The sequence below is a fragment of the Pseudoalteromonas distincta genome (genome assembly GCF_005877035.1).
Taxonomy (GTDB): Bacteria; Pseudomonadota; Gammaproteobacteria; order Enterobacterales; family Alteromonadaceae; genus Pseudoalteromonas; species Pseudoalteromonas distincta.
Genome location: NZ_CP040558.1, coordinates 1,917,715 through 1,932,832, shown reverse-complemented (window position 1 = coordinate 1,932,832; position 15,118 = coordinate 1,917,715). Strand labels below are relative to the sequence as shown.

The window sequence follows — 15,118 nt, the reverse complement described above, 5'->3', positions numbered from 1 at the left end:
GTAGGTCGGCATTTATGCCGACATGGTTAAGTATTTTAATCAAAATTAGAAACAATTAGAGGAAGCACATGTCGAGAAAGCTATCACATCAAGCTGAGATTGAACGCAGACACATTGATAATGGAAGTTACTCACCTGATGGCCGCTACTCAGAGTCATCACATTATGACTATTTAAATGATAATACGTCTAAGAGTGCTACTAACTTTGATACTCAGGAACAAAAGGTAAAAAACTTAGCCGTTACAACACTGATAAAAGAGGCTGATTTTAGTTATTCAAATGCTGTTACAACTGTTCTGGACGTACTTTCAGCTGTAGACATACCTATGACGCATATCAGACATGCAATGCTGGTATATGCCTATATGATAAAAAATAAACGTTCAAAATTAAAAGCTATTGAAACAATTAAAAATATTTTATCAGATAATAGAGCCGATAAAGTGTTTGAAGCTTTTGTGACTAAAGGTGAAATGTTATAGAACTTTGTAGGTCGGCATTGTTGTCGACATGGTTGCGAATAAACAACCATTGATGGGCACAAAGCGATCTACTACGCGAAAAGCTAGAAAGTGCTGCAAAAAAATAGCTGTGATGAATATAGCTGAATGTGTTTTAAAGTAGTTCGGCCAAGAAATAAGGACGTTGATATGTCAGGTTCAAACTTTAAGTTTTTAGAAAAAGATTATACAAGGCTAGCAAAGTTAGGGTATTCGGCAGAAGCTTATGTTTACAGTGACCCTCAGGCTGCACTGGTTAAACTAAGATGTTTTACAGAGTCATTAGTTGGGCATATATATTCAATTTTGTCGATTGAGATTGAACCGCAAGCCGATTTGTATAAACGCTTAAATCATTATGATTTTAAAGATGTTGTAGATCACTCTATTATCGCTAAATTACACGCTTTAAGAATGCACGGTAATAAAGCGGCGCATGACAATATAGAACACTCTACTGAACAGGTTCTGTGGCTAGTTAAAGAAGCTTTTTTAGTGGGCAAGTGGTTTGTACGAACCATGCTTAATAGCCCAGTTGAATTACCTGATTATGTTGAGCCAAAGCCTATTGAAAGCGATCACAATGAGGTGTTTGCTAAAAATGAAGCCTTACAAGTAAAACTTACTAATAACTCAGCGGCATTAGCTGAGGCCGAAACAGAATTAGAAGCATTGCGTACAGAGCTTGAAACGGTTCAAAAGAATGTTGTTGCCAGGCATAACAATGATGAGTTAGCAGCGTTTAAAGCTGCGAGTAGCGAGTCAGCGTCTAGTTTTGATTTGCAAATGAATGTAACTCGCAAAAATATCAACATATTTGACTGCTATAAACAACACTCGCTAACTGCAGGGCAGCGTAACTTAGTTGAGCAGTTAAATGAGTTTTTGAATCAAAGTCATGAGTCAGTTTTTTTGTTAAAAGGTTATGCAGGTACGGGTAAAACTTTCATCACTGAAGGACTAACGCAATACCTGAATGCGATTGGGCGACAATTTGAATTGATGGCTCCGACTGGCAAAGCAGCAAAGGTAATTAGTGATAAAACTGGCCAAGCTGCGTCCACTATTCACCGTGTTATTTATAACTATGAAAACGTTAAAGAATATAAGTTAGAGGGGATAGAAGGGTCGGAAACGTTTCGGTGCTATGCCGAAATAAAAGTTAATCAGAATACTTCTGAGGCTGTATACATTATTGATGAATCATCGATGTTGTCTGATACCTATTCTGATTCAGAGTTCTTCCGTTTTGGCTCAGGTTATTTATTAAAAGATTTACTTAACTACATTAACCTTGATCATAACGATCACCAGAAAAAAGTCATATTTATTGGTGATAATGCACAGTTGCCGCCAGTAGGTATGGGTTTTTCACCTGCATTGAGTAAGCAATACCTATTTGACAAATACCAGTTAGCATCAAAAGAGTGTGAATTGTCAGAGGTGGTTAGGCAAAAAGCTGAAAGCGGCGTAATGAATAATGCGCGAATCTTACGTGAAGCTATGCATGCAAACTTATTTAATAAACTTGAGTTTCAAGTTAACAACCTAGATGTACAAGTTTTACCAACGGATGCTTTGTTAAAAACCTTTTTGAAAGTTTGTAACCATAAGATATCAAATACTAAAAACGCTATTTTAATTGCGTCTTCTAATGCTCAAGTAAGCCAATATAATAGAGTGGTGAGGGAACACTTTTTCCCATCTCAGCTGCAAGTGGTTTCAGGCGATAAAATTATTTCGGTTGCCAATCATTATATAAATCAGAAGGTCATTGCCAATGGTGAATTTGGCATGGTAAGGCAAGTTTTGTCTGAGCCTGAAATACGAAACGTTGTATTGCGTAAAAAAGGAGAAGATGGCGAAACCATTACCATTAGTGTCGAACTGCAATTTAGAGATGTTGAACTTGGTTTTAGGGATGAATATGGGAACGCGAGCTTTTTTAAATCTAAAATTGTAGAAAACTTACTTTATAGCGATGAACCAGCCTTGAGTTCTGACGAGTACAAAGCGTTATACGTTGATTTTTGCAATCGCCATGCTGATTTGCGCACAAAAGCTAAGCGCAATGAGTTTCGTATGGCTTTGTTATCGGACCCTTACTTTAACGCATTTAAAGTTAAATTTGGTTACGCAATTACGTGTCATAAAGCACAAGGTAGTGAATGGCAAAATGTATTTGTGAAGTGCAGTTCTCACCTTAAAACACTGAGCCCAGACTACTTCCGCTGGCTTTACACTGCAATAACTCGTACCTCGTCTCAGCTTTATGTTATTGACCCGCCTAACGTTACGCCTTGGCATGATTTTAAAAACGTAGGAGATAACTCTTATAATCCAACACAAAAATCAACTGAAGTAAAAGTAGAGACAGCTGAATCAGTTAGCAAAAGTAATGCTGCTGAAGGTAATAGCTCAGTTATTAATGATGAAAATTTGGAACCAAACGTTATTATACCTGAAGGTAATGTGTTTTTAGCGCGGTTATTTGCAGAGGTTAAAAGTGCTTTGATTGGCACAAATGTAGAGATACAAAATATAACTCATAACCAGTATCAGGAAGTGTATTTATTTCAGCTTGCTGAAGAGTACGCTACTGCACATATTGCTTATAATTCAAGACAAAAGATTAGCTCAATTGCATTTAATCAAGCTAGCCCGTTGGATGAGCTAATAAAAGCACGCCTTAACCATTTAGAGGGGATATTGATAAGTGGGTATACGGAAACCAAGCCTTCGCAGTTAGAGTTTCCTGAAAAGTTTTTGAAGGAATTTCATGAAAAATTATCAGAAGTATTTACGCTAAATGATATTTCTATTCCTGAAGTGAGAGCCAGAAGCTTTGCCCAGCGTTATTGTTTTCAAAAATTTAATGAGATTGCTGTGGTTGATGTTTTTTATAATGGCAAAAGCCAATTTACTAAATTTATGGGCCAGAAAAATCTTTCTAGTTCACTAGAGTTTTTAGACACAGTTGAAAACCTGATTAAAGAGGCGTTGAAATAAGATGGCCAGCATTAATCATGGGGGTGACACCTTAAACAACTCTGCATCATTCACAAGTAAAGATGTATTTGCCAAACGAAAAGCTGGCGATTTAGATGAGGCGTATCAAATAGGGTTTAAATTGGTTCAATCTTTACCAAATGATGAATGGAACGTTAAAGCTTTAGGATGGTGCTTGATTGATTTAGTAAAAAGAGAATCACAAGCCAACAATTTTGAAGCGGTAAATGTTTATCTTACTCAGCTAAATAATCTTTCGTTTGACCCAAGCGATAAAATAATAAATGACCAAATTGCTTTTGTTAATAACTTATCAAACCCAGCAAATAAAGAATTACAAAAAGCCAAAAAAGCCAGTAAAGACGGTCAACATCAGCTAGCTATAAACATCTACAGGCAAGTTCTTCATGAGCAGCCTGATAACCAAGAAATAATGACTAGCATCGGTTGGGAGCTTTATAGATTAGCTAAGCTTCAATTTAACTCTGAAAACCTTAATGTATTTGCTGTTAAAAAATTACTTAATGATTATTTAAAACTTAATTGTGAAAAACCTTCGTTGTTACACTCTTTAGCACTAGGCGTTGCTGATAAATTAACCAAGGAAAATAACTTTAGTTTAGTGGGCTTTATTAAAGTATGGGGTATAGAGAACCTTCGTGATGAGGACTTTGAGGGATATCACGATATAAACACAGGTAATGTATATCCGAGTTTAGCGGCTAAAGTTATACAACATGCGAGTAAACAAGCTATTGAACAGAGTGAACTTGATTTGTTATCTAAGATGTTGCCTCTGATTGATAAAGTTTTAGAGACATCAGAAGAGAAAATCTGGTTAGAATTAAATAAAGCTAGAGCATTAAACCTATTAGGTGATTACCAAAGTAGCTTTGAACTTGCTGTTAAAGTGGCCAAACAAAAGATTGGCGACTATTGGGTGTGGGAGTTATTAGGTGATATACAAATAAACTTAGATATTAATAAGGCGTTTAATTGTTATTGCCGTGCTTTATCATCTAATCCTGAAGAAAAATTTATTGCTAATTTAAGGTTGAAGCTGGCGCGGTTATTAACCGAAAAGGGAGATTTTTCTGCTGCTAAGTATGAAGTGAACTCTATTGTTGAAAGCAGAAATAAAGAGGGGTGGGCCATACCTGAAAAAGTTAATGAGTTTTTGAATCAATCCTGGTTTGATGACGTTGTAGCCACAAAAAATAATGATGACTTATATAAAAAATTTGCGAGTCAAGCTGAAGAAGTACTTTTCCAAAACTTGCCGTGGATAAAAGCAAACCTCGGTGGGGCATTTTCGTTACCTGATAAACCTAATAAAAAAAGAAGAAAAATATACCTTTATAACCCCGCCAGCCAAGTTCCAACAGAGATAACTCTACCAGAGCGCAGATTTCCTTTTAATAAATTTAGTGAAGGTACGCCTATACAGTTTAAAGGCGAGTTAGATCCAACAACGAATCACTTTACTGCATTTCAATTTGAAGACAGACATGGTTCACATTGGGATGTTTTTTCTTTAGTTGTTGGTGTTGTTGATAATGTTAATGAAGATAAAAAATTAATACACGTGATATTTGATAGGGATGTAGACACTGTTATTCCTTTTTCTCGGTTGCCACAAAAGTATGAGGTGGGGGATTCAATCTCCGTCAAGTTATCTAAAAGTAAAACTAAGTATGGCATTAAATATTATTCTGTAGAAATTTCCAGTACTAGTGAAACTCCTAGCTTAAAAATTCTTAAACCTTTTAGCGAAGCGGTGCGAGTTTCAAATGGGCTTGGCTTTACTGATACAGATGTATTTATTGACCGAAATCTTGTCGATAAATTTAATATTCAAGATGGGCTTATTGTTAGAGGTAAAGCTATTTTAAACTTTAATAAAAAGCGCTCAACATGGGGATGGAAGGCGCTAACAATAGATGGTGTTGACTAACAAACTATGAGAGCTGTTAACAGTTAATAAACGAGCAAAATTCAAACGAACTATAGAATGTAAATTATAAAAATAGCGATGTATTACACGCATCGCTATTTATTTGCAAAGGTGTTTTTTTGTACAACGCACGCAAAATAAAAGGATAAAAAATGGAATTTGAAGAGTTTTTAACAATATGTATGGATGACAACAGTAAGACATTTTTATTATCTAAAAGCGATCAACAAAAAAAATTGTTTGTTGATTCTTTTAATTTGATTCGTGAGTATTTTCCACAATGCGATTGTTACGCAATTAATAACGAAAAAGGTAATTATAATCATGCCTTTAGATTCGGGATTAAGACTTCAGAAGAAATTGAAGGGACTCCACAAATCACAATAAAATTTACTAAAGAAGCTTTGAGAGTTTCTTTAAAGAAAGGTGTTGTAAAAGAAGAAAATAGGGTCTTAAATCTAGTAACCATTGATCAGCTTCGCTCTATTTTAGACAGCATAAAAAGTAAACTTAGACATAAAATGGAAGGTAGTAAAAATACTCCAATTAATTATTTTAAAAGTGAGAAGGGTTCAGATATGGCTATGACAAATGACACGGATAAATGTGCTAATGAAATGCAACCTTCTCCTTTAAACCAAATCCTATACGGTCCTCCAGGAACAGGTAAGACTTATCATACAATTGAAGCCTCAGTAAGAGCCGCTGAGCCAGAGAAATACGAAGCGCTAAAAAGAAACCCCGCATTGAGTACAGCAAAATCACAAAGAGAAGAGCTCATAAAGCTCTACAAATCTCTGGTAGATGATGATCGTATTCGTTTTGTAACTTTCCACCAAAGTTATGGTTATGAAGAGTTTGTAGAGGGGTTGCGTGCTCTTACAAATGAAGAAAAGCAAATAGAATATAAAGTTCTACCAGGTATATTTAAAAAAATCAGTGATGATGCTGCGAACACAAATATTAAGAAAAGCTTGGAACTGAATGCTAATCCGAGAATTTGGAAGATATCTATTGATGGTGTAAAGCCTAGTACGGTTAAAAACTATTGTTTTGAAAATAAAGTTGCTGCAATAGGTTGGGGGTATACCGGTGATATGGCACAAGATGAGCGCTCTCCTGAAGAAAATGCTTACTTTGAAGGGCTAACTAGCCAAAATAAAAATACTATTACTCAGTTTTGTTCTGCAATTAATGAAGGTGACTTATTATTATGTATAAGTAGCGCGAAGACTATTCAGGCTGTTGGTGTTGTTAAGGGTGATTACGAATATAAAGAACAAGGGATTTTAGATAGAAATGACTTTCGCCATACTCTGCCTGTTGAATGGTTGAAAACGGATCTTGACCTTGATATTTATTCTTTAAATGGTAATACCAATCTAGTTCAAAAAACGGTTTATGAGCTTGATAGGTTTTCAGAAGCAGACTTTTTTCAGCTTATGGAAAAAAATGAAATATCATTTGGCCAGAAGCCAGTTCCAGAGACTAAAGATAATTATGTCTTAATTATTGATGAGATTAATCGAGGTAATATTTCAAAAATATTTGGTGAACTTATTACGCTTATTGAGCCATCTAAGCGAGAAGGGAAAAATAATCTAGAAACATTAAAAGTAACTTTACCTCATTCAGGAAACCCATTTTCAGTCCCTGATAACCTTTATATTATTGGCACTATGAATACGGCTGATAGGTCGTTGGCAATGATGGATACAGCATTGCGACGCCGTTTTGACTTTATAGAAATGATGCCACAGCCAGAATTGTTTAAAGGTAAAGAAGTAAAAGGTATTGACCTTGAATTATTGCTTGAAATAATGAATAAGCGTATTGAGGTGCTATATGACCGAGAGCATACATTAGGGCATGCTTTTTTAATCCCTGTTTTAGATGCTTTAAATGTTGGTGGCGACAATGCACAAAATAATGCATTTAGAGAATTAAAAAACACGTTTAAAAATAAAATCATCCCGCTACTTGAAGAATACTTTTTTGAAGACTGGAATAAAATTCGCTTAGTTTTAGGTGACAACCGAAAAGAAAAAAGTGGATTAAAACAATATATTTTTGTGGAATCGAAAAACGAAAAATATAACGACATTTTTGGTGAGAATCATGGTTTAGAAACCTACGAAGACACGAAAACAACTTTCACTTTAGCTGATTTTAATGCTCAAGATTCAGCATGGAATAGCCCGAAAGCTTATCAAGCTATTTATGACGATACATTGCTTAAAAGCCCTACGAGCATTAGTGCTGATGCAGGTGAAGTTACATCTTCGAGTGCTCAGTAATGTCGGAAGTTAAAAAGCAAACTACTGTTTTTGAGTTTGGCTATTTGGGTAATAGTGATGATAAAAGTGGCAAAGTACAAGCATCGCTCCAGATAAAACCTATTTCTGGAGAAGCATATAATTATTTAAAAAAATTATGTTTATGTGATGACTCAGAAAGTCGATTTATGCGCTTAAGACAAGTTGATAACTGTGAGGTATTACAAGTTAAAAACTATGCAGGTGTGATTTTTACTCCCGATGGAACCCAAATAGAAGTATTACCTAAAGTAGCTAAAAATAGTGATGACAGCGCCTCTCGCGCGTCATTACTCATGATGCTTAAGTCACTTAAGCAGTTTAGGCACTTACAAACTAATAACGCTAATTTAGCTGAAAATAAAATACCTTTACTAGAGGTTTTTATTAGCCAGTTTTTAGCCTCTGTAAATACCTTAATAAAGCGCGGGCTTAAAAGTGACTATGTACTAAAAGAAGATAACGTTGCCTTTTTAAAAGGTAAGCTTTTGGTAGGTAAACAAGTTAAGCATAACTTTATTAATAAACATAAGTTTTATGTTGAGTACGAAGAGTATTTACAAGACAGGCCGGTTAATCGATTAATACACACCGCACTTGTAAAGGTGAAAGGCTATAGCCGCAGTGCTAATAACCAAAAACTACTGCAAGAGCTGTTATTTGCTTTTGCAGACATACCACTAAGTAATAATGTTAAAAATGACTTTGCTAGCGTTAAGCTAGATAGGGGGATGAAGTATTATGAAGCCCCACTGGCGTGGACAAAGCTAATTATTGATGGGTTTTCTCCGTTAACTTTGCAGGGCAAGAGCAATGCATTTTCGTTGTTGTTTCCTATGGAAGCGGTGTTTGAAAGTTATGTAGCTCAGTATTTAAAAAAGCATATTACAGGTTTGGGTGAGGTCTCTGCCCAGGTGAGCAGTAAGTCTTTAGTTGATTATGGAAATACGCCTTATTTTTTACTAAAACCGGATTTATATATCTCACACAAAGGTGATATTGATAAAAATAATGACATTGTGCTTGATACAAAATGGAAATTAATAAACGAGAAAAACTCTAAACGGAAAGACAAGTTTGGGCTTTCTCAAGCTGATTTTTATCAAATGCTTGGCTATGGTCATACTTACTTAAATGGTAAAGGAGATTTAGTCCTGATTTACCCTAAAACTGATACGTTTAGTGACGCATTCCCGCATAGCTTTAACTATGAGGATGGTGCTTTAAAGCTCTGGGTTGTTCCTTTCGATATAAAAGCTGAATGTAAGAGTAGAATAGATTTGAGCTGTTTAAATATAGGTCTTATTTAATATTAACGTTGCGAGTGGAGCAATCGATGCAACCAATAGAAGAAATGATCAAAGAGTTGAGAGTACATGACTTAGATAACGTTGGTTGCAGCAATGTGGGAACTTTATATTGGAATTACAAAAATAACCCAACAGTCAGAAACCTAAGCATATTAAATAAATTTGGTAACGTTGCTAACAATACATTACTTCAAAGCAATGAGCCTTGGTTAATAGATTTACTTGATAATAAAGATAAAGTTTATGCTAAGTCACTAATTAAAGAACTAGGTATAGAAGAACTTATCGGTCAGCTAATTGCTAAGTTTGAAGACCAGCAGGACAAAATTGATCGATTAGAAGATGAACTAGCTGATGCGGTTTCGGAGAGTGATTTTTTCAAAAGGTTAGACCTTACTTCGATTGTTAGTAACGATAAAAAATTTATAGAAATAGACATTACAGAGGAGTTTATTGAACTTAATTTTACTTTTGTTAGGCCTTACGTCAGAGCAGTTAAAGTTAGACAGCAAAATGCTAAGCATGAATTAGTATTAGAGCTAAATTCAGGCGTTGAGTTAACAGAAGAAATAAACATTCAAGCAATGTTTAAGCGACCTTTTCAAAGTCAGGTGAAAATGTCGGCTTATGTTTATCAGCATTTGCTCTGTCTCCGTGATGTATTTTTTAGCTTGGTTAAAAATCATCATCATGCACTTGAACCACACAATAAGTTAGCTCCAGACTTTATAGATGCGGTGTTAAATAACGATATAGTTATTGAAGGCAGGCACACATTTGAACTATGTAGGTATTTAGGTGTGCTATTTGAGGTGGATTCTAGTGAGTTTCTCAAATGTATAAACGAAGTGAATAAAAGCCAATATATTCAGGTTGTAGTTGATAATAAGATTGAAGTGAATTTAATTGATTTTAGAAATTCACTCTCAATTTATAGTGCAGATATCGGTCCTGGGGTAATTGGCGAGTTAAGTGTGTTTAATATGGCTCTTTATCAAACCGTTCAAACTTTAAGCAGAACACAAATTTACGAAAGGACATAACGAATAAATAAATTTATATCTATAGCTAATTTGATGGTAATTTTATTCACATAAAAGTAATTTAATTACCATTTCACAATGTAGTTATTTGATTAAATCTTTATAAAACAATGTTTTATATTTTGGCATTAAGCTTGTAATAGTTTATTTGTATTTAACTATTATAAGGCTTAGCCATGACTTCTAAAATTATCCTTAATGCAAACGATTCAATAACCTGTCCTCATTGTGATACTGATTTTCATGTAAAAGATGCGATAGCAAAGCATTTAATTGAGCAACATGAAAACGAGTATGAGCAACTACTCAACCAGCAATTAACTTCCCTTAAAGCTCAAGCCACAAAAGAGGCAGAAAGATCAGCGTCAAAAATATTTCAGCAGCAATTAACCCAATTAAAAGAGCAGTTAGAAGATAGTAAGCAAAGTGCAGAAATACTAAATGCTAAGATTGAATCTGAAAAAGCAAAAGTAGAGCAGCGCGTGAGAGAGGCTGTCAGTTTAGAACAACAAAGCCTAGAAGAGTCAATTAAATCTAAAGATGAGCAATTAGATCAATTTAGAAACGAAGAGCTTAAACTCAGAAAAGCTAAAACAGAGCTTGAAGATAAACAAAAAAACTTTGAGCTTGAATTAGCACGTAAAGTTGAAGAGCAAAAGCAGTTACTTCGTGATGATGCTGCAAATGAGTTCAAATTGATAGAAGCTGAGTACCGTAAAAAAATTGATGATGCTTCAAAAGCTAATAACGACCTTAAGCGCAAGCTAGAGCAAGGGTCACAACAGTTACAAGGTGAAGTTTTAGAGCTTGAGCTAGAGACTACATTGGCTCAGTTATACCCAGTAGATTTTATTGAACCTGTAAAAAAAGGAGCTAAAGGCGCAGATGTTATACAAACGGTTTGCATGCGCTCGGGTACTGTATGCGGAAAAATAGTGTGGGAAACAAAGCGAGCTGAAAATTGGTCAAACGCCTGGGTCAGCAAACTTAAAACAGATGTACAAAATGCTGCTGGTGATATTGGAGTGCTAGTAACAACCGTATTTCCTGCAAATACAAATGAACCTATGTTAATGGTTGATGGAGTTTGGTTAGTTAAACCTGCTTTAGCAAAAGGGCTTAGTGAGGCGCTTAGAATCGTACTTTTAGAGTCACAGCGCCAAAAAACGGTTAGTGCGGGTAAAAATGAACAAATGGAAGCTATTTATGATTACATATGCAGCCCTCAATTTGTTCATCGTTTAAAAGCTGTTGTAGATCATCAAGAACAAATGAAAGTTGAACTTGATAAAGAAAGAAACGCAATGCAAAGGATCTGGAAAAAGCGTGAAGGGCAAATTACAGGTATCACAGCGCAAATGATGTCAATTTGCGGTGAGCTGCAAGGCCTCTCGCATGGTGGTATGCCTATGTTGGATGAGATAGCTGCTATAGAGTAATAAACAAAAACCAGTTAAGAGCATGTTTTGCTCTTAACTGAGCTTCAAAAAAGGTGATTTGTCTCAATAATCACTTAACCACTTGATTTGAGTAAAATGAATGGTAGATTAACACTAGTAGTATATAACTATCCCAAGGTCGGGAAGCAGTAAAAAGGAATTGCAGTGATAATACCCCAGCGTTACCCCTCTATTTATAGCTCTGCTCGGATAATAAAAATATCAAACGAGCCAATCATCCTTCTACCCGTAGCTTTATATAAAGCTAATGCATCAATTGATGAGGGAATCCCCTGTGCAAAATGATTTTTTAACTCCATCTCAATGGATTTCTCAGTTTCTTTCTTCTCGCAATTTAGACTCAGTAACTGGCGGACCTTTGTTTACGCTCCACGTATCTGAAAATGAATATTTTAATTTAAAGTCATTTTTAAAATACCGAAAACCATCAACAGTAACCTTTAAAGATAGAGACTGGTGTGCTTGTTTTTGTTTGTTTAGTGCAGAATGGTATCGCAGGGAGTATAAATCTGGTTGGGCTTGGTTGGGTATTTTTGAGCAACTTGGTTATGAACTAGATGCTAATCATAGATCAACTGTCGTTATAAAAGGGCTAACTTTTTGGAAGCGCCCAATAAATAAACATAGCAGCGATAGAAATGATTATTTAGGCTCAGTATATTCTGAAGGAGGGTTACCTTTTGGGTTGCTAGCTTCAGAAGGTAGCCGTTTTCAAACATTGTTTAAAAAATTGCTTATTGAATTTGATAAGGCAAAAACTTTTGGCCAATCACCAATACCTTTAATTGAGCGACAATTACTCAGAATGCCGGACGCATTTAAAGAAGAAAGTACCGTAACGTTACTTCACGACATGGTGAGTAATTTATACGGTTTAATTGATACCTATGAGTTAGATAACAAAACAAACCCGCCCGAATATCTTGATTCAATGATGCCAAAATGGCGAATTAGCTTTCCTATTCCGCTAGACAATAAAACGGGAGATATTTTCTTATCGGGTTTATTACATTCTGCAGCGCAGCAGCGTAAAGAATCTAAAAAGAGAGAGCAGCGGCTTAAACTTTCGCAATGGTTCATAGATAGTGATGAGCTTTCTTTTTCTGCAAGTATTACAGTAAATAGTAAATTACCTGTCGCACTAAAAAAGAAAGATTTGTCAGCTCCCATAGTTGAAGTCTTAGTGTACGAAGGTCATTCTCAAATAGCTGATTTGGGCATAGCTCGAGCAGAGGTTTTTGATGATAATCTTATTTTACATATGCGAAAACTAAATACAGTATTTAGGCGCTTTGTAAATGAGTCACCATTAAAACTTGTAATAATGCAGGCAGGACGGGTTCGACATATTGAGGAAATTCCAGAATCTTCGTTACCTCATGATGAAATGCCTATATTACTTAAAAAAAGTAAAGATAAGCATATTGTAATTGGTAGTGGTACTACAAGTAAAAAGTCTGAAAATTTAGACCTTATTATTTCTAAAAATGCAAAATTAACCTCAGAAAATGCTGAACTATTTGTTGATGTACAAAGAGGTAATTATCGATTTCTAACGTTTAGTGGTGAGCTAAGTATTGATTATAGTTTTGATAATCATACTGATACATATGAGTTATCTACAAAAGAAGACAGTTTTAGTAAAGAGTTACTTACTATATCTGGTGAAATGTTCGAGTTTGAAACAGATAAAGGTTACCCAGTATTTAAAGGTCTTCCACAAATTAGCTGTGATTTTCCAAATACCAGTATTCTTATTGGTGATAATGAAGTAAGTAAAGTTAATAATTTATCCAACTTTTATGGCCGACAAGTTTTAAGAGTAAAAAATGGTGATAAAACGCTCTGTAGGCGTAAGTTGGCAATTTTACCAAAAGATTTTGATATGGAGTTGTTCGCTGGGCAAAAATCAAATCAAGGTAGTGTATCGATACATAGCGAAAAAGCGTTTATCTATAAAGTTGGGGATAATCTTAAAGTGCAGGCTGTATCGATAGAGGGCGGTAAGCGTATTAATTTAATCGCTGATGGAATTCCCCCTCCACATTTTGAAATGACGATTCAAGCTAATTTAATTTCTGACCCTATTGATTTAAAGATACCTTTTCCAAGCCGAGGCGCTATTTTATTTGATGGCAATGGACGTGAATTACCTTTTCACTTTTCAGTTGATGGCTTGTTAGGTGCAAGGATTAATCTTTTTAAACAACCAGGTAAAGTAAGCAGTTCATTTGAAATTGAATTAAAAGCCCCTACTAGTGCCTCGGGAAATGCTTCATATGTATTCCATTACCAAGTAAATAAATTTATTGAAGAAGTGAATCTATTTGATCTTCGAGAAAAAATAAAAGAGTTATTAGCAACCGCTCAATCTTCAGAACTGGATGAAGTTGTAAGAATGATTATCAGTGGCCCAGGAATGCAAACAAAACAATACACTATAGGTTGGTTTGCTTTATTTGGTATAAAAGATGAAAATTTACTTACATTTGAAGCTAAAGCTAATATTGATTTTTCCGGCTTAAAAGCTGAATTAATTAATTTAGGAAATCCTGAGCAAAAGCCTACGCAATTAGCGCAAAGAATATCGGCAGGGGCATGTATTGGAAAATTTGAGTTACCGTTAGTAAGTGAATCACCACAACTCGCGGTACCTGAGGAAAGCTCTCGTGTTCAATTTCGTCCTGTATTTATTCCCCCAACTACAAGTAATTTAGATCATAAATCAGTTAAATCACTTGGCAAATCTGCTGAAACTTTTCACCCGATTTATAACAAGTTTGCATTTGATAAAGTACTTGATGCAATGACAAGTGATATTGAACATTCTGGGTGGCGTTATTTTGATTGCTTTTTAGATAAATATTCACATTTGCCAATGCTAACATTTGAGGCGTTTAAAGCATTAGCCCGACATCCTAAGTGTTTAGCTGTACTGCCATTTGCGACAAAGCTAAATGTCGCGAGTGTACTCCAAGTTTTACAGACTGAATTTAATATTGTGTGGGAACTCATTCCTTTGGAAATGTGGCGTGGTGGGTTAGATCTATACCAGAAAAATTTGGAAAAAATAGGCTTACCAGAGATGTTAATAACTAAATATGTAAATGAGAAAACAGCAAATATTAGTAATTTTATATCACTGCCGGATATCTTTTTATTACAACCTGATAAAAAAGCTATGTACCACGCACTTATTAATATTTGGCGAGAAGAGTTACTAAGGGAAAACGCAGATATTAGTGTTCGATGGCCACAGCAATATAACCAACAACTTTACAGCTGGGTGACAGCTAAGTTTCCTGAGCTAGCAATATTTAATGTCCCAAATGATTTTCAGCGTGCTGTTATGTATTTTCCACTCGCTGCAGCAGTCGTTGCTTCAACTGATACAACGTGGGAGGAGGTATTTAGTAGTAACGATGTTAATTATTTTCTTTTACGGCAATTAATGGAGTTTGACCGAAACTGGTTTAACTCAGTATATCAATGCTCATTGTGCTTTTTTATTTCGGAGTAGTAAT

The 15,118-nt window shown here is 35.2% G+C and carries 8 protein-coding genes; all 8 read left to right on the top strand.

Annotated elements, in window-relative coordinates; all coding sequences use genetic code 11:
* Positions 1-68: 68 nt before the first annotated feature.
* The 8 genes from FFU37_RS08560 (at position 69) to FFU37_RS08525 (ending at position 15,114) form a co-directional block, all read left to right on the top strand.
* The gene (locus tag FFU37_RS08560; RefSeq protein ID WP_138489276.1) at positions 69-485 is read left to right on the top strand and encodes a hypothetical protein; all 417 of its coding nucleotides are present in this window, start codon (positions 69-71) and stop codon (positions 483-485) included.
* Positions 486-653: 168 nt separating this feature from the next.
* A complete protein-coding gene (locus FFU37_RS08555) occupies positions 654-3,512 on the top strand; it encodes an ATP-dependent DNA helicase (RefSeq protein WP_175413896.1) in 2,859 nt (952 codons plus the stop codon).
* A 1-nt stretch (position 3,513) separates the two neighbouring features.
* Positions 3,514-5,466 (top strand): tetratricopeptide repeat protein, encoded by a 1,953-nt coding sequence (locus FFU37_RS08550; RefSeq protein ID WP_138489274.1) that lies wholly within the window; start codon positions 3,514-3,516, stop codon positions 5,464-5,466.
* Between the two features lie 152 nt (positions 5,467-5,618).
* On the top strand, positions 5,619-7,763 hold the full coding sequence (locus tag FFU37_RS08545) for a DUF8426 domain-containing protein (protein WP_138489273.1): 2,145 nt from the start codon (positions 5,619-5,621) through the stop codon (positions 7,761-7,763).
* Entirely contained in the window at positions 7,763-9,091 is a 1,329-nt protein-coding gene (locus tag FFU37_RS08540) for an McrC family protein (RefSeq protein WP_138489272.1), read from the top strand. Before FFU37_RS08545 ends, FFU37_RS08540 begins: the two co-directional genes overlap by 1 nt.
* Positions 9,092-9,117: 26 nt before the next feature.
* Entirely contained in the window at positions 9,118-10,134 is a 1,017-nt protein-coding gene (locus tag FFU37_RS08535) for a hypothetical protein (RefSeq protein WP_138489271.1), read from the top strand.
* 176 nt (positions 10,135-10,310) lie between these two features.
* Positions 10,311-11,573, top strand: coding sequence for a DUF2130 domain-containing protein (locus FFU37_RS08530; RefSeq protein WP_138489270.1), 1,263 nt, complete (start codon positions 10,311-10,313; stop codon positions 11,571-11,573).
* 295 nt (positions 11,574-11,868) lie between these two features.
* On the top strand, positions 11,869-15,114 hold the full coding sequence (locus FFU37_RS08525; RefSeq protein ID WP_239022694.1) for an STY4851/ECs_5259 family protein: 3,246 nt from the start codon (positions 11,869-11,871) through the stop codon (positions 15,112-15,114).
* The last annotated feature ends 4 nt before the right edge of the window (positions 15,115-15,118 follow it).